A 20,456-nucleotide genomic window follows, 5' to 3' on the forward strand; every position below is an offset into this window, starting at 1 on the left:
CGAGAACAGTCAGGATCGGACCCGGCCAACCAATGAGCATGACGCCCTTCCTCTGGATCACGGCAATTATCGCGATCGTCGGCGGCGTTGCCGCGAGCTACGTCGCGAGCCGCCACCAGCAGATTCTGAAAAGCCCGCCATCGGCGGCGCGCCTGCGGATCACCCAGTGGCTTTGCGGGATCTCGGCCTATGTGCTGCTGTGCCAGATCGTCGCTAAGCTGACCGCGGTCTTCATCCTTGTCACCTTCGCCATGTTGTTTGCGTCGCTGCTGCCGCCCGCGATCGGCTATGTCAGGGCGAAAGCAGGAACCGGCAGATGAGCCCCGGCACGCAGCAGGGAACCGACTGGCTCGGGCGGGGCACCGCCGGATTTGTGCTGGGCTTCGTTATCGCGCTTGGACTCTCGGGCCTGTTCGCGCGCTTCGGCCCGGGCGAGATCGGCGTACCGTCCGGACAGGCCGAACTCACGATGTGGCTGGTCCCGCCGATCTGGGCTTCGATCTTCATTGGATCCTTTCTGTTCGGTTCGGCCCGACGTGCGCTTCTGATCCTCACCGCCGTGGCGCTTCTTCTCTGGTCGCCCTTCATTGTGACGGCCTTGCAAGGCCTGCTGCCATGAAGATCAAAACAAGCACCGCTCTCGTCTACAGGACCCTGCATGGCTGGTTCGGCCTGGCGGTCGGTCTCACGCTGTTCATAGCCTTTTTCGCCGGCTCGCTCAGCGCCTTCAAGGGGCCGATCCAGCTATGGGCATCACCCCCCGCCCCGCCCCTTGCGACACCGCTGGCTCAAACTCCGCTCCTCATCGAACGCGCGCTTCGAGCGCACCCAGAGGCGGCGAACGAGTTTCTGGTCATGCTCGAGCCAAGCCCCGCCCATCCGGGGAGGATCAGCTGGAAGCGGCCGGGCGAGGCCGCGGGTCATGACAGTATCCCGCCGCGCCTGTTTGCCGACCTCGACAAGGGTGGACATATAAAGATCACCGATGACGGCCCGTCTTCGGTTGCGCAGCAGATCGTACAGCTCCATCTGAAGATGGGCTTGCCCTTCGACGAAGCGATCGCGATGCCGATCGCCGGAGCGCTTTCAATGCTCTATTTCGCGATGCTGGTTTCGGGCACGATCATCCTTCTGCCGAGCATGGCGTCCAATCTGTTCGCGATGCGCTTCTCCGGCGGTATCAAACGCATGTGGCTCGATCTGCACGCGAGCCTCGGCCTGTTCAGCCTCCCCTTCCATGTCGTCATGGCGCTGACGGCGATCGCGTTCAGCTGGCAGAATTATATCGAGCAGGTGCAAGCCGTGGCGTTCGGCACCGACTCGCCCCCCCTATCTGCCAGCCCGCTGCCGGTCGATCCGGCGGCGGGTCTGATGACACCGCAGCAAATATTGTCGGGCGTCGCCCGCGCAGCGCCCGGCTTCAAGCCACAGGCTCTCCTCTACAAACGCGACGCGAGCGGCCGCTATCAGGTCCAGGTCTTGGGCACCGACCCCCGTTACGGCCTGCGCGGCCCGACATCCGGGATCGCCGGGGTCGATCCTTACAGCGGCGCGATCATCTCGACGGTGAGATTGCCCGGGCAGCAGGATGCATGGCGCTCCACCGAAGCCAATATTCACGCCTTGCACTTCGGGAACTATGGCGGGCTTCCGGTCCGCTGGGCCTATTTTCTGCTCGGTCTCGGCGGCTGCGGGCTCATCTTCAGCGGCAATCTCCTGTGGATCGAGAGCCGGAGACGGAAATCCAGAAAGGGCGACGCGGGCCCTGTGGCCCAACCCCGTTCGACCCGATTGCTCGGAGCGCTTGGCGTCGGCGCGCCGCTCGGCTGCATCGCCGGCATCGCAGCCACCATCGCGGCAGCCAAACTGCTGACAGGGGTCGTCGCGGACCTGCCGGGCTGGCATCTTCGGATTTATTATGCCCTGTTCGGGGTCGCGCTCCTCTGGCCCTTCGTTCGCGGCGTAGCGCGGGGCGGCATCGAACTGCTGTTCCTGACCGCCGGCATGCTGGCATTGATCCCCTTGACCAGTCTCGCCTCGGCCCTGGTCCCGATCGGATGGAACCACGGACTGGCCGGGCTGCCGATCGATATCACGGCACTCGCCGGCGCCGTCATCGCCTTGATGATGGCGAAGCGCGTGAAACTGCGGAGCCGCAGTGAGCCCACCGACAGCCTCTGGCATATTCCCGAGGGAAACCGGACGAACGCGGCAGACCGGGCGGGCTTCGCCGATGAGGGAGGACAGGTTGCGCACTAAACTCATGCTGGGCGCATTGGCGCTGGCGGCCGCGGCTCCCGCGCTCGCGAACGCTTCACCCAAGCCTTCCGCAACCACATCCCTTGCGTCCCCGGACCTTGCGAGAGCGGGCGAGGCGCTGCGCATCGATCATGAACGATTTGTCGGAGAGGTGATTGCGCTCGCCGAAATCCCGTCACCACCCTTCGGCGAAGGCGCACGCGCCGCTGCTTATGCGGAGATGATGCGCCTGAGCGGACTGACCGACGTTCGGCTCGACGGCATCGGCAATGTGATCGGGGTTCGGCGAGGCCGGGACCGTTCGAAGCCTCCCCTCGTCATTGGGGCGCACCTCGACACCGTGTTCCCCGAAGGCACCGACGTTCGTGTCCGTCGCGAGGGCACCCGTCTGTTCGCGCCGGGCATAGGCGATGACGCGCGCGGTCTCGCCACCCTGCTCGCCTTCGCGCGCGCGATGGAGGCCGCGCGGATCCTCCCCGATCGCGATATCATGTTCGTGGGCACGGTCGGAGAGGAAGGAGCAGGGAATCTTCGCGGCGTGCGCTTTCTCTTCGAAAACGACCCGCGTGCCCGCACAGCGGCAGGCTTTATCGCGGTCGACCTCAATGGTTCCGACCGGATCGTGACCCGTCATGTCGGCTCGAGACGGTATCGCATCATTTTCACCGGACCCGGCGGGCATAGTTTCGACAAGTTCGGCATCGTCAATCCGGCGGTACCGCTGGCGAAGACAATCGCCGGTCTCTATGCGATCCCGGTCCCCGATACACCCCGCACGACCTATTCAGCCAGCATGATCGGCGGCGGAACGTCGATCAATGCGATCCCCGCCAGGGTTCATGTCGACATCGACATTCGATCGCTGGCACCCGCCGAAATCGAGCGGATCGACAGCGAACTGCGGCGGATTGCCGAAGCCGCGACGGCAGCGGAGAATGGCGCGCGATCGACCGAATTCGGCAGGGTGACGGTGACATATGAGAGCATTGGCGATCGGCCCGCAGCCACTGTCAGCGAGACCTCGGGTCTTGGCGCGATCGCATTTACGGCAAGCCGGGCGGAGGGGTTCGCTCCCCTGTTCACAGCCGTATCGACCGACGCGAACCTCCCGGCCAGCCTCGGCATTCCTGCCATCGCGATCGGGACAGGCGGGCAAGGCGGCGGCGAGCATTCACCGGAGGAATATATCGACGTCGAAATCGAAGAGAGCCTGCGGGGTTTGCGGGCCGGCCTCGCGACCATCCTGGCGGCCGCTTCTGCCCAGTCGGCCCTCTGACAGAGGCCATTCCTTCCTTACACCCATATCCAGATCAAGAGGTCATTATGCCACCTGTCGCGTCCCCGCTTGCCTATGTCCCTTTCGTTAGCGTCGAAAACATGATGCGCCTCGTCCATCATTTCGGGTTGGAGGAAATGCTCGTCGAAATGACCGACGCCATCGAGGCGGACTATCGCCGCTGGCATCTGTTCGAGAAGTCGCCGCGGCTGGCATCGCATTCACGCGAAGGCGTGATCGAGTTGATGCCGACCTCGGACGGCGAGATCTACAGCTTCAAATATGTGAACGGACATCCGAGCAACACGGCCAAAGGCTTTCAAACGGTAGCTGCCTTCGGCATGCTCGCCGGTGTCGAAACGGGTTATCCCCTGATGCTGACCGAGATGACGCTTTTGACGGCCTTGCGAACGGCGGCGACCTCGGCGATGGCGGCACGGCATCTCGCGCCGGCCGGCGCGCGGACCATGGCCATGATCGGCAATGGAGCCCAGGCCGAGTTCCAGGCGCTCGCCATGAAGGCCGTGGTTGGTATCACCGAGGTTCGGCTCTACGATATCGACATGTCCGCCACTCGGAAGGCGGCGCGCAACCTTGGCGAAAGCGGCCTGCGCGTCATCGCCTGCAGCAGCGCGGAAGAGGCGATCGAGGGCGCCGATATCATTACCACCTGCACGGCGGACAAGGCTTATGCGACGATCCTGACCGACAATATGGTAGGCGCCGGAATTCACATCAATGCGATCGGCGGCGACTGTCCCGGCAAGACCGAACTCCATAAAGATATTCTGGGCCGGGCCCGGACCTTTGTGGAGTTCGAGCCGCAAACCCGGATCGAGGGCGAAATTCAGCAAATGGGCCCCGATTATCCTGTCATCGAGTTCTGGCGCGTCTTGTCGGGAGAGGAAGCAGGGCGAACGGACAAGGACCAGATCACATTGTTCGATAGCGTCGGCTTCGCCACCGAGGATTTCTCGGCGCTGCGCTATATTTACGAGAAGATCCAGGGCACCAGCTTCTTTCAGAATATCGACATGCTTGCGGACCCCGATGATCCGAGAGATCTTTTCGGCATGCTCACTCGTGCAGCCGCCTGAGCGAGCTTTCGGTGCCCGAGCAACTGAAGCTGGTCGCGCAATATATCGAACGGCTTGGCGTAGAGCGGGACGTTCCTGATTGAAGCCTAAGCCCCTCACTGATCTGACGCAGTCGCAGTGGGCCGCGCGCGCGAAAAACCTACTCTGCTCGTCGCCCTAACGCGTCGCGGCGCCGGTCGCATTGGGTTCGATCATTTCGCCCGGGGCTTGGATCGACGCGCCCAGGGCGAGGAGGCTTCGCTGCTCATGCATAATTATCCCGTGGCCTGGGCACGGGTCTATATTGGTTTCGATCCGGCATCGGCCGATCCGATCCGCCGCGCGAGCACACAAACAAATGGGGCGGCCTCGTATCGAGTGCCGCCCCAGTTTGTGGACCCGTCGGGAGAGGGAGAGACGGTCCGGAGATTGGTGTCTGGCGTGGCGCCCGTGTTATCAGCGGGCGGCCATCTGCGCGTCGGTTTCGACTTCAGCGACGCCGGCGATCTTCAGCGCGGCGCGGAACTGCTTGGCGGCGGCGCGTTCGTTGCCCGCTTCGCACAGCATCTTGCCGGCCGAAACAAAGCGCTTCGCGCTCGCCTGCTTCTTGCCGTCCATGCCATTGGCGGCGACATGCGCCTGTTCGGCGAGGCCCGCGCAGCGATAGTCGTCGCCCGACTGGGCATAGGCAGGGGTGGCCGACGCCATCAAGCCGGTGAAGGCGAGCGCCGACGCGGCGACGATGGCGAAAGCGGAGGGGAAATGACGGAAAGAGGAGAGCTGATAGGCCATGGGAGAGGTTCCTTTCGTTTCGTTGTGCAACCTTTATAGGCGCGCTTGCGCACTTAGATAATCCACTATAATCTGCAAGTGCCTTGAAGCAGGATTTAACAATTCCCCAAGGGGCGCTCGACGGGATCGAAGCTTTCCTGCGCGTAGCGGAAAGGCGGAGCTTTTCCGCCGCCGCCGCCGATCTGGGGGTCTCGCCTTCGGCGATCAGCCAGACGATCAAAGCGCTCGAAGCGCGCGTCGGCGCGCCGCTGTTCATGCGCACGACGCGCAGCGTCGGGCTGACGCAGGCGGGCGAGATGTTTTTGGAACGTGCCGCGCCCGCCTATTCGGGGCTCGCCGATGCCTATGAAGCCGCGCGCAACCTCGGCAACCGGCCCGCGGGGCGACTGCGGATCAACCTGATGCGCGGCGCGGTGCAGCCCTTGTTCGAACCGATCATCGCGGGCTTTTGCGAAACCTATCCCGAGATCGAACTCGAAATCTATGCCGACGATGCCTTGTCGGATCTCAGCGCCGGGGGGTTCGACGCCGGGGTCCGCATGGGCGAGTCGCTTGACGCCGATGTCGTCGCGGTGCGGCTGACCGGTCCATTTCGCTTCGTCGTCGCTGGCGCGCCTTCCTATTTTGCGCGCTACGGCCGCCCCGACACGCCCGACGCGCTGCGCGACCATCGCTGCATCCGCTTCCGTCTCGCGACCGGCGCGCTGATGCCGTGGACCTTCGAAAAGGGCAATCGTGAGTTCGACGTCGCGGTCACCGGGCCGGTGATCGTCAACGACTGGAGCGCGTCGCTGGTCGCGATGCGAACCGGCGTCGCGCTCAGCATGATCGCCGAACCCATGGCCACGGCGATGGTCGAGGCGGGCGACGTCGAACTGGTGCTCACCGACCATGCCTCCTCAACCTCAGGTCTTTTCCTCTATTATCCCGGCCGCAAGCAGGTGATGCCGAAACTGCGCGCCTTCATCGACTATGTGCGCGAGAACCTTCCCGACGACATAACCCGCTAACCCGCTTTCGCATCATTTGGCCGCATAAATAATTCCCTTCGTCGCCAGCAGAAAAATTGGGCTGGTGCAAAATCCCGAATCACGGCAGCAGCTTCTCAACTTAATGAGTTGGGAAATTATATGATCGATCCCGCCACTATCGACGTCGCTGCGCTGTTGCCGTTCATCCTGATCGGCTTTGCCGCGCAGCTGGTCGACGGCGCGCTCGGCATGGCGTTCGGCGTCATCTGCAACACTTTGCTCGTCGCCGTACTCGGCGTCCCGCCCGCCACGGCTTCGGCGCGCATCCATGTCGTCGAGATTTTCACCACCGGTGCATCGGGGCTCAGTCATTTATTCCATCGCAACATCGACTGGCCGCTTTTCTTCCGCCTGCTCCTTCCCGGTGTGCTCGGCGGCGTCGCGGGCGCCTATGTGCTGACGTCGCTGCACGCCGAGGTCGTGAAACCGTTCGTGCTCGGCTATCTGGTGCTGATCGGTATCTGGCTGCTCGTGCGCGGCCTTCTCTATCCGCCGAAAATCTCAAAGCCCAAAGTCGTCGCGCCCCTCGCGGTTGTTGGCGGCTTTCTTGATGCCGCGGGCGGCGGCGGCTGGGGTCCGGTCGTTACATCGAACCTTCTGGTTCAGGGCGGCGAGCCGCGCAAGATCATCGGCACGGTGAACAGCGTCGAATTTTTCCTCGCCGTCGCGGTCTCGATCGCTTTTATCTGGCATTTGGGCTTCGACGAAATTCTCGGCCCAACGCTGGGACTGATCATCGGCGGCGTCGCTGCGGCGCCGCTGGGCGCCTATATGGCCAAGCGCTTTTCGCCCAAGCTGATGCTCGTGATGGTCGGCGTCGTGCTGACCGCGACGAGCGCATTCGGGCTGTACCGGGCGCTGGTTTGATTGAGCGGCAGAGTGCGACCGGAACTAATCGTCGCCCCCGCGAAGGCGGGGGCCGCTGTCGGTTTACGCAGCGACGCAGGAAAAGGCCGACGGCGGCCCCCGCCTTCGCGGGGGCGACGGTTTATTGGAAGGGCCGTTCCCACCCCAACCCCCGCTTATCAATTCGCCGGCTTGGTCTCGTCGATCTTGTCGACCCATTCGGGATAAAAGCTCGGTTCGCGTGCCGACCAGCCCGGCGCCGTGGCGGCGGCTTCGCTGATCGACTGGAGCAGCGTCTTGCGCTTGTCGGGGTGCAGGTGCGGCAGCGACGCGGCGGCGCAGAAGGCGCCGGGAAGCCACGGCCGCGCATGCGCGCCGAGCAGCCGTTCGTAGAGGAAGCGGTAGGAGGCGAAGCTGGGCAAACGGTCCTGCCCGAGGTCGAACGCCGATACCGCGACGAGCGGCGCCATAAAGCCTTCGAGCGAATCGAGACCGCTGTCGTCGGGGATGTGCTCGCGGATTTCGCCGATCCGCTGATAAACGCGCGCCTGCACGCGGATCGCGGTTTCTTCCACCATGTCGCGCGACCAGCGGGCGATGGCGTCCTCGCGTTCGAGCCCGATGTCGAGCGACCGGCGGATATACCGCTGCGTTCCTGCGGGAAAGCCCGCAAATTCCTTGATTTCCGAAAGGGACAGGTCGCCTGCGGCCGGTCCTGATCGCGTCACCATGGTAATGCTCCCGCACGGCGCCCGGGGAGCCATCCCCCCGGAGGCCTGCATCCAACAGTCTGCCACCAAAATGGTTAGTGGCAAGTTAACCATCGCGTTGGCTGGCGTTCAGCAAATGTCGGGGCGTTGCGCGGCGTCGCGACCAGGCGTAATCCTCATGCCCTGAAACCATAAGACACGAGAGGCGCCATGTCGCATTCACCGCAGCCGGTCCTGTCCGCAACCGGCCTTTTCACCCCCGCCGAACGCATCTCCAACGAAGAACTTGTCGCCAGTTTTAATCAATATGTTGCGTCGCACAACAGGGAAAATGCAGCCGCAATTGCCGCGGGCGCGATGGAGGCGCTAACCGAATCGAGCGTCGAATTCATCGAAAAGGCGAGCGGCATCGGATCGCGCTACGTCGTCGACAAGGCGGGAATCCTCGACCCCGCGCACATGGCGCCGCGCCTGCCCGAACGCAGCAACGACGAGATGTCGATCATGGCTGAAATCGGCGTCAGTGCGGCAAAGGACGCGCTTGCGCGTGCGGGCCGCGTTGCGGGCGAGGTCGATGCGGTGCTTTGCGCGGCATCGAACATGCAGCGCGCCTATCCGGCGATGGCGGTCGAAATCCAGGCCGCGCTCGGCATCGACGGCTTTGGTTTCGACATGAATGTCGCCTGCTCGTCGGCGACATTCGGCATCCAGACCGCCGCCGACTATATCCGCGCGGGCCACGCCCGAAGCGTGCTCGTCGTGAACCCCGAAATCTGTTCGGGCCACCTCAACTGGCGCGACCGCGACAGCCATTTCATTTTCGGCGACGTCGCCACCGCGATCCTTGTCGAGGACAAGGCGATTGCGCCCGATGGCCATTGGGACATCCTCGGCACGAAGCTGAAAACCGTCTTTTCGAACAATATCCGCAACAATTTCGGCTTTTTGAACCGCACGCACGGCGGCATCGACCAGTCGGGGCCCAAGACCGACAAGCTCTTCGTCCAGGAAGGGCGCAAGGTGTTCAAGGAAGTCGTGCCGATGGTCGCCAGCATGATCGTCGAGGAGATGGAGAAACTGGGGCTGGCGGGCAGCGACATGCGGCGGCTGTGGCTGCACCAGGCGAACACCAACATGAACCGGCTGATCGCGCAGCGCGTGCTCGGCCACGAAGCGAGCGACGACGAAAGCCCGACGGTGCTCGACACCTATGGCAACACGTCGAGCGCGGGATCGATCATCGCCTTTCACCTGAACCATGACGATATGGTCGCGGGCGACACCGGGCTGATCTGTTCGTTCGGCGCCGGTTATAGCGCGGGGACGGTGTTTGTGCGGAAAACTTGAACGTCGCCCCCCCGCGAAGGCGGGGGCCGCTGGCCACGTTGCGCCAAGCCGATGGCGGCCCCCGCCTTCGCGGGGGCGACGAGCTTTTCTACGGCACAAAGGTCGTGAACAGATAGATCGCGAACAGCATCAGGTGGATCTGCCCTTGCAACACCGTGGTCCGGCCGTTCGCCAGCGTTTGCGATGCGACGATCAGCGATAGGAAGAGCAGCACGGTCGACTTGGCATCGAGGCCAAGGCTGATCGGCAGGTCGGTGACGATCGACAGGATCGCCACCGCGGGGATGGTGAGACCGATCGTCGCGAGCGCCGATCCCAGCGCGAGATTGAGGCTGGTCTGGAGGCGGTCGGCCTTCGCCGCACGCACCGCCGCCAAACCTTCCGGCGCAAGGATCAGAGCAGCGATCAGCACGCCGAGCACCGCGGGCGGCGCTCCCCAGTCGGCGAGCAGCGCGCCCATAACCGGTGACAGATTCTTCGCGAGCAGCACGACCGCGAACAGGCTGGCGAGCAGCAACACGCCCGAGATGACGGTGCGCTGCATGGGCGGGGGCGCCGCATGGGTATCGGGCTCGCCGTCGCCATCGACGTCGATATGCTCTTCGGGAAGAAAATAGTCGCGGTGACGGACCGTCTGGACCAGCGCGAAAGTGCCATAGAGGATCAGCGACACCGCCGCGATGAAGCCGAGCTGCACTTCCGAATAAAAGGGCCCAGGTACGCTCGAGGTGAAATTGGGGAGCACGAGCGTCACGATGGTGAGCACGGTCAGCGTCGCGAGCGCGGCGCCGATGCCGGTACGCTGGAAACGTTGTTCGTGATGGCGGATCGCGCCGCTCAATAGGCACAGGCCCATCAACAGATTGAGGATCACCATCACCGCCGCGAACACGGTGTCGCGCGCGAGCGTCTGCGCCTTTTCGGGTTCGGCCTGCATCAGCGTCAGGATCAGCCCGACCTCGATCACCGTCACTGCGAGCGCGAGGATGAGCGTGCCAAACGGTTCGCCGACACGGTGCGCGATGACTTCGGCATGATGAACCGCCGCGACGACGGCGCCCATCAGGATGATCGCGACCATCCAGGCGTTGAGCGGCATCGCAAAACTGGCCATCGCGGCCGCGAAGCCGAGGATCGGGAAGACGTCGTTGGTGCGATCGGCGAGGCGGAGTTTGCTTTTCATCGGGCTTCTATTGCAGTCCGATTTCAGCATGACTACCCCGGCGGCGCAATTAATGTGCGCGGACAGGCAATCCGGCGGCAGAAAGCCGCGCATGGGCTTCGGCAATCGTCGCTTCGCCAAAGTGAAAGATGCTCGCCGCGAGCACCGCGCTGGCGCCGCCCTCGATCACCCCGGCGACCAGATGGTCGAGATTGCCGACGCCACCCGAGGCGATTACCGGCACGCTCACCGCATCGGCGATCTCGCGCGTCAGCGCGAGGTCGTAACCGTCCCTGGTGCCGTCGCGGTCCATGCTGGTCACCAGCAGCTCGCCCGCGCCCAGCGTCGCCAGGCGCACCGCGTGCTCGATCGCGTCGATCCCCGTCGGCTTGCGCCCGCCGTGCGTGAAGATTTCCCAGCGATCGCCCCCATCTTCTTTGGCCGCAACGCGCCGCGCGTCGATGCTGCCGACCGCGCACTGGCTGCCGAAGCGGTCGGCGATGTCGCCGACCAGTTCGGGCCGCGCGACCGCGGCGCTGTTGACCGCGACCTTGTCGGCGCCCGCGAGCAGCAGCGCGCGCGCATCGTCGGCGCTGCGCACCCCGCCGCCGACGGTCAGCGGCATGAAGCAGACCTCGGCGGTGCGCGCGACCATGTCGAGCAGGGTGCCGCGCCCCTGATGGCTCGCGCTGATGTCGAGGAAGCAAAGCTCGTCGGCGCCCGCGGCGTCATAGGCGCGCGCGGCCTCGACCGGATCGCCCGCATCGCGCAGGTCGACGAAATTGACGCCCTTGACCACGCGCCCGTCGGCGACGTCGAGGCACGGGATGACGCGGACGCGGACGGTCACCTGCTCCCCTCCCGCTTGCGGGAGGGGCTGGGGGAGGGCCTGTTTCGAGAGGGAAGCGTTGACGACATGCCCTCCCCTAACCCCTCCCGCAAGCGGGAGGGGAACTGGCAACAGCAATCGCCTCGGCCAGATCGAGCCGCCCGTCGTAAAGCGCGCGTCCCGTAATCACGCCCTCGATACCATCGGCGACATGGCCGCGCAGCGCGTGGATGTCCGCGATCCCCGCAACCCCGCCGCTCGCAATCACCGGAATATCAACCGCCTCGGCCAGCGCCACCGTCGCCTCGACGTTGCACCCTTTCAGCAGCCCGTCGCGCCCGACGTCGGTGAACAGCAACGCCGCGACGCCGGCATCCTCGAATCGCCGCGCAAGATCCTCGACCCGCACGTCCGACACATCGGCCCAGCCCTCGGTCGCGACCATGCCGTCGCGCGCGTCGACGCCGACGACGATCCGGCCCGGCAGATCGCGCGCGGCGGACTTGACGAACTCGGGGTCTTTCAGCGCCGCGGTGCCGATGATCACGCGGTGGACCCCAAGCGCCAGCCAGCGATCGACGCCCGCACGATCGCGGATACCGCCGCCGACCTGCACCTTGCCCGGAAAGGCAGCGACGATGCTCTCGACCGCGGCGCCGTTGACGCTCGCCCCCGCAAAGGCGCCGTCGAGATCGACGACGTGCAGGTGCGCCGCGCCCGCGCCCGCAAAGGCGCGCGCCTGCGCCGCCGGATCGTCGCCATAGACGGTCGCACGGTCCATATCGCCCTCGGCCAGCCGCACGACCTGTCCGCCTTTCAGGTCGATCGCGGGGAAGATGGTCAGGGCCGCCATGCAAGAAATCTCTCTAACGTCGCGAGGCCATAGGCCTGGCTCTTTTCGGGGTGATATTGCACGCCGACGATATTGCCCTTCGCCACCGCCGCGACAAAGGTGCCGCCGTGGCTGCTCGTCGCCGCGACATCGGTCGCTTCGGCGAAATGATAGCCATGCAGAAAATAGGCCTCGCCCGCCGCGATCACCGGGTGCGGAAAGCTCGGCACGACATCGTTCCAGCCCATGTGCGGGATGCGCAGGCCGGGCGCCGGATCGAACGCGCGCACCGTGCCGCCGATCCAGCCGAGACCGGGATGCGTGCCATGCTCCTCGCCCGCGTCGGCGAGCAATTGCATACCGACGCAGATGCCGAGAAAGGGCGCGCCCTCACCGCGCACCCGCCGCTCCATCGCATCGATCAGCCCGGAGATCGCCGACAGCCCGTTCATGCACGCCGCGAAGGCCCCGACGCCGGGCAGCACGATGCGGTCGGCCTTTGCCACAACATCGGGATCGGCGGTGACGGCGACATTGTCCGCACCCGCCGCGACGAGCGCATTATGCACCGAGCGAAGATTGCCTGCGCCATAGTCGATCAGGGCAATGCTCAAATTCCCCTCCCGCAGGCGGGAGGGGCAACGGAGCTTGCCGGCTTGCCGGCCAGCGCAGTGGGGTGGGCAGCCGAGGTGGAGGCATAGCCCACCCCGCTGCGACTAGCGAACAAGTTCGCAAGTCTCGCTGCCCCTCCCGCTTGCGGGAGGGGGGCTGTCACAGCACCCCCTTCGTGCTGGGAATCGCATCGCCCTTGCGCGGGTCGATCTCGACCGCCTGACGCAGCGCGCGCGCCAGCGCCTTGTACATGCTTTCGGCGATATGGTGGTTGTTCTCGCCATAGAGCGTCTCGACGTGCAGCGTGATGCCCGCGGTTTGCGCAAAACTGTGGAACCAGTGCGGGAACATCTCGGTGTCCATCTCACCCAGCCGCGGCTGCGAGAAGCTCGATTTATAGACGCAGTGCGGGCGCCCCGAAATGTCGAGCACGCAGCGCGTCAGCGTTTCGTCCATCGGCGCGTGCGCCTCGCCGTAACGCGCGATGCCGCGCTTGTCGCCGAGCGCCTTCGCGACGGCCTCGCCCAGCGCCAAGGCGCTGTCCTCGACCGTATGATGCTGGTCGATGTGAAGGTCGCCCTTCACAGCCATCGAGATGTCGATCAGCGAATGGCGCGACAATTGCTCGACCATATGGTCGAGGAAACCGATGCCGGTGGACACCGAATAATCGCCCGTTCCGTCAAGGTTGACGGTGATCGCGATGTCCGTTTCCTTGGTCGTGCGCTGGACGGTGGCGGTTCGCATGACATGCCCCTTAGAGGCTATTTTTCGCGTTGCAAGGCGACTCTGTCCGCCCCTATCCCCCCTTGACCCCCCTTGACCAGCGCGCCCGGCCCGTCCATCCCCCTCGGCCATGAGTGACGACGTCCGCGACAGCCTGATTCCCTATGACGAAATCGTGCAGGACGCGCTGCGCGCCGTCGTCGGCCGCGTGCTGAGCCAGATTGAGGGCTATGACAGCCTGCCCGGCGAGCATCATTTCTATATCACCTTCAAGACGCAGGCGCCCGGCGTCGACATTCCGGCGCATCTGATCGCCAAATTCCCCGACGAAATGACGATCGTGCTCCAGAACCGCTTCTGGGATCTGACCGTTGCCGAGGATCATTTCAGCGTCGGCCTGTCGTTCAACCAGACGCCGTCGACCCTGATCGTTCCCTATGCCGCGATCACCGCCTTCGTCGACCCATCGGTCGATTTCGGCCTGCAGTTTCAGGTCAGCGACGATGGCGCTGCCCAGCCCGAACCGCACGACGAAGCCGATAATGATCGCCCCGAAGTATCGACCGAAGATGGATCGAACGTCGTGACGGTGGACTTCGGCAAGAGGAAGTAGCGTCGTGGCCAATCCGTGGCCGCCGACGCGCTTCTGGCAATATTGGGCCCTGGCAGGGATGGTCGTGCTGACCGCCGCCTTCTGGTGGGGGGTCGAGGGTTATGCCGTGTTCGAAAGCGGCGGACCGCGCGGGCAGATCGCCGATGGCCTGCTGCGCTTCAGCCTCCTCATCCTGACGCCTGCGCTGCTGATCGTCTGGCTCGCCGCCGAATGGCTGCGCCGCCGCGTCGGCGATCCGGGATATTGGCAGATGCTGGGGCTCGTCGCGATGATCTGGGCGGGGGCAGTGCTGGTGACGCGGATGCTGGCGGCATGAGCACGCGGATCGAAAGCGATTCGATCGGCGAGATTGATGTTCCGGCCGACGCCTATTGGGGCGCGCAGACCGAGCGCAGCCGCCATAATTTCGCCTTTCCCGCGCACGAACTGATGCCGATCCCGATCGTCCACGCGCTCGCGCGGATCAAGGGGGCGGCGGCGCGGGTCAATCGCGCGCACGGGCTGGACGGAGCGCTCGCCGACGCCATTGCGGCAGCCTCCGATGCAGTGGCGGCGGGCGAGTATGACGACCAGTTTCCGCTCGCGATCTGGCAGACGGGCAGCGGCACCCAGTCGAACATGAATGCGAACGAGGTGATCGCCGGGATCGCCAATGAGGCTCTGGCGGGCACGCGGGGCGGCAAGGCGCCCGTCCACCCCAACGACCATGTCAACATGGGCCAGTCGTCGAACGACAGCTTCCCGACCGCGCTCCACGTCGCGGTCGCGGTGGAAACGACCGCGCGGCTGCTGCCGTCGCTGATCTCCCTCACCGACGCGCTCGACGCCAAGGCGCGCGCGTGGAGTGACATCGTCAAGATCGGGCGCACACACCTTCAGGACGCGACCCCGCTCACCTTGGGGCAGGAATTTTCGGGCTATGTCGCGCAGCTTATCGCCTGCCGCGCGCACATCGAAGGCGCGCTCGCGCACAATATCTGCAAGCTCGCGCAGGGAGGCACTGCGGTCGGCACCGGCCTGAACGCGCCCGCGGGCTTCGACGCCGCGATGGCCGAGGAACTGTCCAAAGCCACCGGCATCACATTCGAGCCCGCGCGCAACAAGTTCGAGGCGCTGGCCTCGAACGACGGCCTCGTCTTTTTCTCGGGCGCGCTGAACACGCTGGCGGTCGCGCTGACCAAGATCGCGAACGACATCCGCCTGCTCGGCTCGGGCCCGCGCGCCGGCCTCGGCGAGCTCGACCTGCCCGCGAACGAGCCGGGCAGTTCGATCATGCCGGGCAAGGTCAACCCGACGCAGTGCGAGATGCTGACGATGGTCGCGGCGCAGGTCATCGGCAATCATCAGGCGGTCACCGTCGGGGGGATGCAGGGGCATCTCGAACTCAATGTCTTCAAGCCGCTGATCGGCGCCAATGTGCTGCGCTCGATCGAGCTGCTCGCGATCGGCATGGCAGGCTTTACCGAGCATTGCGTCATCGGACTTCAGCCCAATCGTGCGCGCATCGACGATCTGATGAACCGGTCGCTGATGCTCGTCACTGCGCTCGCCCCCGCAATCGGTTATGACAAGGCGGCAAAGATCGCGAAGCACGCACATGAAACGGGCGGCACGCTGCGCGAGGCAGCACTCGCCCTCGGCTATGTCGATGCCGCGACCTTCGATCGCCTTGTCGATCCGCGCACCATGCTCGGTCCGGAACTCTGACGCCGTTCCCGAATTGATATTGCGAGAAGGAGAGAAGGGCATGATCGGCAGACTTGTGGGCGGCGTCCTTGGCAGCGCCATCGGTAAGCAGAAGGGCGGCCACCCCGTCGCCGGCGCAGTAATCGGCGCAGCGACCCTGTTCGCCGCGCGGCGCCTGTTCCCGCAGCGCTATGCGGCGATCGCGGCGTGGGGCGCGGCGGGCTATCTCACCAAAAAATGGGCGGATCGCGCAGCGGCGCGAAAGGCCGCCGAAGACGCCCATGCCGCCGACCCGGGCCTGGTTCAGGCCGGAGTCGTCGACAGCTACGCCGGGACTGCCGCGCTGTCGGCCGATGGCGAAGCGATCGGCGATGCGCTGCCGCCCGCGATCCCGGTGACATCAAACGGACGAAACACCGCCATCCATTGATCCGGGGCCGGTCCTCGCTGCGGGCCGGATCGAGGCCATCCAGTCGCCGAACGCAACGCTTGACGGGTGGTCCGACGTTAAAAGCCAATAGGATCGGCCGCGACCGACCGATATTCGCGATACGCAGGCGAGATCGCCCCGCGCGATTGCATGCTCGCAGACGAGCCGCGGGAGGAGTCCCACCCCCTGCCCCATCTGGACTGCATTCAGGACAGCCGACGTTTCGCGGAAGCGAATGGTCTCGTCGGGCAATTCCCATGGAGTTCCGGCCTTTTCCCACCAGAGGGGCCATGCGGTGCCGATCAAAGGCAGCCGCGGCGCGGTTTTCAAATGCTCCAGAAGGTCGCCGGTCGCCTCCGCCTTGTCGGGCCGCGCGACGGCGGCCAGTTCTTCATCGCCGAACCACACGGCGCCTTCGGGCGCGACGTCCTCGCCCGCGATAACCAGCGCAACATCGCAGTCCGATGCCTCCGCGGGGTCGCGCCCAAGCCCGATAAGCGACGTCGCGATGCCCGGATGGCGTTCGACGAAAGCGCCCAGCTGCGGCATCAGCCAATTGTGGAGCAGCGAACGGACGACGCCGACGACGAGCGGGCGCTGCGTCGGCGAAAGCACCTGTGCAGCGTCGCGGATATTCGCCAGCGCCCGCGCCACCGTCGCGGCGTAAATTTTCGCTTCGTCGGTAGCTCGCAGTCCGCCCTTGGTGCGACGAAACAGCGCGACACCGGCGCGCGCTTCGAAATAGCGCACTGCCTGGCTGATCGCCGACTGTGTCAGATTCAGCTCGCGCGCCGCCGCCGTGAAGCTTTCCAGCCGCACCGCGGCCTCAATGGCCCGCAGCGACGACATCGGCGGATAGGCGGCTTTCGAATGCACGGGTCATAAGTAATGCTAATGCCGGGCGATAGGAAGTTGCGTTTTTCCTGCCTGCGGCTTTTTGCCACCTGACGCGGCATGAACGGCACTTTCTTTGCGCTTCTGACCTTTTCAGGGCTTTGGTTGATGCAGGTCGCGATCCCCGGGCCCAATTTTGCGCGGGTAAGCGAGGCGACCTTCACCCATTCGCGCGCGCTGGGCATGAAGACGGCCGCCGGAACCGCCGCCGCGAATATGTCCTGGTGCGTGATCGCGCTCGCCGGCGCTGCGGCGGTTATGGACGATCCCCTGTTCGGCCCGTCGCTGAGACTGGCCGGGGCGCTCTATTTCGGTGCCTATGGCTGCCGGCTTGTCTATCGGTCCTTTCAGCCGCGCCCGATCGCCGCAGCGGCGCTCGACAGCGCCGCCGCTTTCCGCTCGGGCTATCTCACCGGCCTCGCCAGCCCCCAAGCGGGACTGTTTTTCGCAAGCGCGCTGACGACGATCATCGCTCCGGCGCTCGACTGGACGGTCGGGCTCGCAGTCGTGGCCATCGCCCCGGCGGTGACGCTGGCGTGGTATGCCGTGGTCACCTCGCTGCTCGCCGCCCCGCTGGCGCGCGCCTGGTACGAACGGCGGCGACCGTTGATCGAGCGCGCGCTCGGCCTCCTCCTGCTCGCCGCCTCGGTCAAGCTGATCGGCGCGGCGCTTGCTACAGGTCGGATTGCCACGCCTTGACTGCCTCGACCGGCGAGACGAGCATCAGCACGTTGAGCGTCAGATTGTCGCGGATCGTCCACAGCGTGAACAGTTCGAACGCAATCGCCAGCGCTACCGTCACCCACCAGCGCATCCGGCTCGCGGCAAGGAAGCCCGCGACCATGAACAGCGTATCGCTCACCGAATTGAGCACCGAATCGCCCGAATAGCCGAACGCCATCGTCACCTCGCGATAGCGGTCGATGATCATCGGCGAGTTTTCGGCGATTTCCCACGCGCCCTCGATCCCGATCGCGATCGCCAGCGGTACCCACACCGGCCGCAGCGGCATCAGCCAGCGCAGCACGCCGTAAAAGATGAAGCCGTGGATGATGTGACTGAAACTGTACCAGTCCGAAATCTGCTGGCTGTTCTGGTTCGACTGGACGGTGCCGTGCCACAGGCTGACGGTGCCGCACGGACAGATCGGCGGGCGGCCCATGACAATCAGGATCGCCGTCAGCAACACGACCAGCGCCGCGGCCACCAGCCACCCCGTTCGCGAAATTCCGCCGACCATCGCGCCCCCTTGTCCGTTGCTTGCCGCTTGACCGGCGTGCCCTCTCGCGCAATTAGCGCGCATGGCAGATAGCGTCCACCTCGACCGCCGCGGCGTGTTGTTCGTCCTCTCCTCGCCGTCGGGCGCGGGCAAGACCACCATTTCGCGCATGATGCTGGAGGCGGACGCGGACATCGCGCTCTCGATCTCCGCGACGACGCGCCCGCCGCGGCCGGGCGAGATCGACGGGGTGCATTATCATTTCGTCGATACCGAAACCTTCAAGAAAATGGCCGCCGACGGCGAATTCCTCGAATGGGCGCACGTCTTCGGGCATCGCTACGGCACGCCGCGCGCGCGCGTCGAGGAGCTGCTCGCGGCGGGCAAGGACGTGCTGTTCGACATCGACTGGCAGGGCGCGCAGCAGCTGTATCAGGAGGCCGGTCCCGACGTGGTGCGCGTCTTCGTGCTGCCCCCGACGATGGAAGAACTCGAACGGCGGCTGCGCGCGCGCAAGACCGACAGCGACGAAGTGATCGCCGCGCGCATGGCGCGCGCCGCGAACGAGATCAGCCACTGGGACGGTTACGACTATGTGCTGATCAACGACCATGTCGATGACTGCTACGGCGAAGTGATGGCGATCCTCCGCGCCGAGCGGCTGAAGCGCCGCCGCCAGATCGGCCTAATCGGCTTCGCGCGCGACCTGATCCGGTCGGTGCCCGACGCGGACACGAAGCTGTAGAATGATCGTCGCCCCTACGAAGGCGGGGGCCGCAAGCGGTTTACGCCGTGATGCTGGAACAGGCGGCTAGCGCGGCCCCCGCCTTCGCGGGGGCAACGCTTTAAGCCGGCGCCGCCATCGTCGCCTCCAGCTCCGCCACCATCGCCGCGCGCAGCGGTTTCGCCTGTCCGTCGGTGCGGCATACCACGACGGTATCGCACGTCGCGATGCAGCGGCCGTTCTGGAACATCGCCTGCACAATCGTCCAGCTCGACGTGCCGATCCGGCCGATCCCCGTCGCGATCCGAACCGGGTCGGGGAAATTGCCCTCGGCCAGATAGTTGATCTCGACCGCCGCAACCATCGTCCGCTCGTCCGCGGGCCGCTCGTCCCATGGACGAATCTGCCGGTTGAGCAGCACCCGGCCGCTTTCGAACAAGGCGGCAAAGGCCACATTGTTCAGGTGGCCGTTGATGTCCATGTCCTGAAACCGCGTCTGCAATTCAATGCAGACGGGATAGCTGGCGACATCTAGCCGCCAGCTTTCCGGTTTGGGCATATCAGCGTGGGCCCATGCGGATGCCGCCGTCGAGGCGCACGTCCTCGCCGTTGAAATAGCCGTTTTCGATCATGCAGAGCGCGAGGTTCGCATATTCGTCGGGCACGCCGAGCCGCTTCGGATTGAGCACCGAGGCACCGAGCGCATCGCGGACATTCTGCGGCGCCCCGGCGAGCAGCGGGGTGTCGAAAATGCCCGGCAGGATCGTGTTGACGCGGATATTCTCGCTCGCCAGGTCGCGCGCGATGGGGAGGGTCATGCCGACGACGCCGCCCTTCGATGCCGAGTAAGCCGCCTGCCCGATCTGGCCGTCCTCGGCCGCGACCGACGCCGTGTTGACGATCGCGCCACGCTCGCCGTCTTCCATCGGATCGAGCGTCAGCATCCCCGCCGCCGACTTGGTGATGCAGCGGAAGGTGCCGACGAGGTTGATCTGGATGATCCAGTTGAACGCATCGAGCGGGAAATGCTTGATGCTGCCGTCTTCCTTCGACCGGCTCGCGGTCTTGATCGCATTGCCGGTGCCGGCGCAATTGACGAGGATGCGCTCCTGCCCGATCGCCGCGCGCGCCTTTTCAAACGCGGCGTCGACGCTGGCATCGTCGGTGACATTGCATTCGCAGAAGATGCCGCCGAGTTCTTCGGCGATCGCCTTGCCCTTTTCTTCCTGCAGGTCGAAGATCGCGACCTTCACGCCCTTGGCCGCCAGCGCGCGCGCGGTCGCGGCGCCAAGGCCCGAGGCACCGCCGGTGACGACGGCGGATACGGTGGAATCGAGTTTCATACTGGTCTCCTTAAATCGTCGCCCCCGCGAAGGCGGGGGCCGCTGGCAG

At 65.2% G+C, this 20,456-nt stretch carries 25 protein-coding genes and 1 pseudogene; 15 read left to right on the top strand and 11 right to left on the bottom strand.

What is annotated here, in order from left to right; translation table 11 throughout:
* The first annotated feature begins 32 nt into the window (after window positions 1-32).
* The 6 genes and pseudogenes from VSX77_RS05565 to VSX77_RS16440 form a co-directional block, all read left to right on the top strand.
* Window positions 33-320: a hypothetical protein gene (locus VSX77_RS05565; RefSeq protein ID WP_338426662.1), complete on the top strand. Its 288-nt coding sequence runs from the start codon at window positions 33-35 to the stop codon at window positions 318-320.
* Complete coding sequence (locus VSX77_RS05570) at window positions 317-619, top strand: hypothetical protein (protein ID WP_338426663.1); 303 nt, start codon at window positions 317-319, stop codon at window positions 617-619. Before VSX77_RS05565 ends, VSX77_RS05570 begins: the two co-directional genes overlap by 4 nt.
* On the top strand, window positions 616-2,259 hold the full coding sequence (locus VSX77_RS05575) for a PepSY-associated TM helix domain-containing protein (protein ID WP_338427223.1): 1,644 nt from the start codon (window positions 616-618) through the stop codon (window positions 2,257-2,259). The genes VSX77_RS05570 and VSX77_RS05575 overlap by 4 nt, the downstream gene beginning before the upstream one ends.
* On the top strand, window positions 2,249-3,535 hold the full coding sequence (locus tag VSX77_RS05580) for a M20/M25/M40 family metallo-hydrolase (RefSeq protein ID WP_338426664.1): 1,287 nt from the start codon (window positions 2,249-2,251) through the stop codon (window positions 3,533-3,535). The genes VSX77_RS05575 and VSX77_RS05580 overlap by 11 nt, the downstream gene beginning before the upstream one ends.
* A gap of 47 nt (window positions 3,536-3,582) precedes the next feature.
* Entirely contained in the window at window positions 3,583-4,632 is a 1,050-nt protein-coding gene (locus tag VSX77_RS05585; RefSeq protein ID WP_338426665.1) for an ornithine cyclodeaminase, read from the top strand.
* Between the two features lie 117 nt (window positions 4,633-4,749).
* A pseudogene (locus VSX77_RS16440) lies at window positions 4,750-4,977 on the top strand (autoinducer binding domain-containing protein); the annotation flags it as partial.
* Window positions 4,978-5,067: 90 nt separating this feature from the next.
* Here the strand turns inward: VSX77_RS16440 and VSX77_RS05590 are convergent.
* A complete protein-coding gene (locus tag VSX77_RS05590; RefSeq protein WP_338426666.1) occupies window positions 5,068-5,403 on the bottom strand; it encodes a hypothetical protein in 336 nt (111 codons plus the stop codon).
* Between the two features lie 83 nt (window positions 5,404-5,486).
* Between VSX77_RS05590 and VSX77_RS05595 the strand changes: the two genes are divergently transcribed.
* The gene (locus VSX77_RS05595; protein ID WP_338426667.1) at window positions 5,487-6,413 is read left to right on the top strand and encodes a LysR family transcriptional regulator; all 927 of its coding nucleotides are present in this window, start codon (window positions 5,487-5,489) and stop codon (window positions 6,411-6,413) included.
* A 120-nt stretch (window positions 6,414-6,533) separates the two neighbouring features.
* Complete coding sequence (locus VSX77_RS05600) at window positions 6,534-7,301, top strand: sulfite exporter TauE/SafE family protein (RefSeq protein WP_338426668.1); 768 nt, start codon at window positions 6,534-6,536, stop codon at window positions 7,299-7,301.
* Between the two features lie 158 nt (window positions 7,302-7,459).
* On the opposite strand, the gene VSX77_RS05605 is transcribed toward VSX77_RS05600, so the two are convergent.
* The gene (locus VSX77_RS05605; RefSeq protein ID WP_338426669.1) at window positions 7,460-8,011 is read right to left on the bottom strand and encodes a hypothetical protein; all 552 of its coding nucleotides are present in this window, start codon (window positions 8,009-8,011) and stop codon (window positions 7,460-7,462) included.
* 189 nt (window positions 8,012-8,200) lie between these two features.
* On the opposite strand from VSX77_RS05605, the gene VSX77_RS05610 reads away from it, so the two are divergent.
* Entirely contained in the window at window positions 8,201-9,337 is a 1,137-nt protein-coding gene (locus VSX77_RS05610) for a beta-ketoacyl-ACP synthase III (protein WP_338426670.1), read from the top strand.
* An 88-nt stretch (window positions 9,338-9,425) separates the two neighbouring features.
* Here VSX77_RS05610 and VSX77_RS05615 read toward each other — a convergent pair whose 3' ends face one another.
* From VSX77_RS05615 to hisB, 5 genes are all read right to left on the bottom strand, one after another.
* Complete coding sequence (locus tag VSX77_RS05615) at window positions 9,426-10,520, bottom strand: calcium:proton antiporter (RefSeq protein WP_338426671.1); 1,095 nt, start codon at window positions 10,518-10,520, stop codon at window positions 9,426-9,428.
* Between the two features lie 49 nt (window positions 10,521-10,569).
* Window positions 10,570-11,349, bottom strand: coding sequence for an imidazole glycerol phosphate synthase subunit HisF (hisF, locus tag VSX77_RS05620; RefSeq protein ID WP_338426672.1), 780 nt, complete (start codon window positions 11,347-11,349; stop codon window positions 10,570-10,572).
* A 76-nt stretch (window positions 11,350-11,425) separates the two neighbouring features.
* On the bottom strand, window positions 11,426-12,181 hold the full coding sequence (hisA, locus tag VSX77_RS05625) for a 1-(5-phosphoribosyl)-5-[(5-phosphoribosylamino)methylideneamino]imidazole-4-carboxamide isomerase (protein WP_338426673.1): 756 nt from the start codon (window positions 12,179-12,181) through the stop codon (window positions 11,426-11,428).
* On the bottom strand, window positions 12,169-12,774 hold the full coding sequence (gene hisH / locus VSX77_RS05630; protein ID WP_338426674.1) for an imidazole glycerol phosphate synthase subunit HisH: 606 nt from the start codon (window positions 12,772-12,774) through the stop codon (window positions 12,169-12,171). The genes hisA and hisH overlap by 13 nt, the downstream gene beginning before the upstream one ends.
* Window positions 12,775-12,931: 157 nt before the next feature.
* A complete protein-coding gene (hisB, locus tag VSX77_RS05635) occupies window positions 12,932-13,519 on the bottom strand; it encodes an imidazoleglycerol-phosphate dehydratase HisB (RefSeq protein WP_338426675.1) in 588 nt (195 codons plus the stop codon).
* A gap of 109 nt (window positions 13,520-13,628) precedes the next feature.
* On the opposite strand from hisB, the gene VSX77_RS05640 reads away from it, so the two are divergent.
* The 4 genes from VSX77_RS05640 to VSX77_RS05655 are packed head-to-tail and all read left to right on the top strand — an operon-like array spanning window position 13,629 to window position 16,227.
* Window positions 13,629-14,111, top strand: a complete 483-nt coding sequence (locus tag VSX77_RS05640) for an SspB family protein (protein ID WP_338426676.1) — start codon at window positions 13,629-13,631, stop codon at window positions 14,109-14,111.
* Window positions 14,112-14,115: 4 nt separating this feature from the next.
* On the top strand, window positions 14,116-14,427 hold the full coding sequence (locus tag VSX77_RS05645; RefSeq protein WP_338426677.1) for a hypothetical protein: 312 nt from the start codon (window positions 14,116-14,118) through the stop codon (window positions 14,425-14,427).
* Window positions 14,424-15,818 carry a class II fumarate hydratase gene (fumC, locus tag VSX77_RS05650; protein WP_338426678.1) on the top strand — a complete coding sequence of 465 codons (1,395 nt, stop codon included), beginning with the start codon at window positions 14,424-14,426 and terminating at the stop codon, window positions 15,816-15,818. Before VSX77_RS05645 ends, fumC begins: the two co-directional genes overlap by 4 nt.
* Window positions 15,819-15,858: 40 nt before the next feature.
* The gene (locus VSX77_RS05655; protein WP_338426679.1) at window positions 15,859-16,227 is read left to right on the top strand and encodes a hypothetical protein; all 369 of its coding nucleotides are present in this window, start codon (window positions 15,859-15,861) and stop codon (window positions 16,225-16,227) included.
* On the opposite strand, the gene VSX77_RS05660 is transcribed toward VSX77_RS05655, so the two are convergent.
* Entirely contained in the window at window positions 16,198-17,103 is a 906-nt protein-coding gene (locus tag VSX77_RS05660; protein WP_338426681.1) for a LysR family transcriptional regulator, read from the bottom strand. The genes VSX77_RS05655 and VSX77_RS05660 overlap by 30 nt on opposite strands.
* 78 nt (window positions 17,104-17,181) lie before the next feature.
* Here VSX77_RS05660 and VSX77_RS05665 point away from each other — a divergent pair, with 78 nt between their 5' ends.
* A complete protein-coding gene (locus tag VSX77_RS05665; protein WP_338426682.1) occupies window positions 17,182-17,820 on the top strand; it encodes a LysE family translocator in 639 nt (212 codons plus the stop codon).
* Here VSX77_RS05665 and VSX77_RS05670 read toward each other — a convergent pair.
* Window positions 17,795-18,361, bottom strand: a complete 567-nt coding sequence (locus tag VSX77_RS05670; protein ID WP_338426683.1) for a DUF2585 domain-containing protein — start codon at window positions 18,359-18,361, stop codon at window positions 17,795-17,797. The two genes, VSX77_RS05665 and VSX77_RS05670, sit on opposite strands and share 26 nt — an antisense overlap.
* A 61-nt stretch (window positions 18,362-18,422) precedes the next feature.
* Between VSX77_RS05670 and gmk the strand changes: the two genes are divergently transcribed.
* Window positions 18,423-19,085, top strand: coding sequence for a guanylate kinase (gene gmk, locus VSX77_RS05675; RefSeq protein ID WP_338426684.1), 663 nt, complete (start codon window positions 18,423-18,425; stop codon window positions 19,083-19,085).
* 100 nt (window positions 19,086-19,185) lie between these two features.
* On the opposite strand, the gene VSX77_RS05680 is transcribed toward gmk, so the two are convergent.
* Both VSX77_RS05680 and VSX77_RS05685 read right to left on the bottom strand, forming a co-directional pair.
* Complete coding sequence (locus VSX77_RS05680) at window positions 19,186-19,623, bottom strand: acyl-CoA thioesterase (protein WP_338426685.1); 438 nt, start codon at window positions 19,621-19,623, stop codon at window positions 19,186-19,188.
* A gap of 1 nt (window position 19,624) precedes the next feature.
* Complete coding sequence (locus tag VSX77_RS05685) at window positions 19,625-20,407, bottom strand: SDR family NAD(P)-dependent oxidoreductase (protein ID WP_338426686.1); 783 nt, start codon at window positions 20,405-20,407, stop codon at window positions 19,625-19,627.
* Window positions 20,408-20,456: the final 49 nt, after the last annotated feature.

Source organism: Sphingopyxis sp. TUF1, assembly GCF_036687315.1.
GTDB lineage: Bacteria > Pseudomonadota > Alphaproteobacteria > Sphingomonadales > Sphingomonadaceae > Sphingopyxis > Sphingopyxis kveilinensis.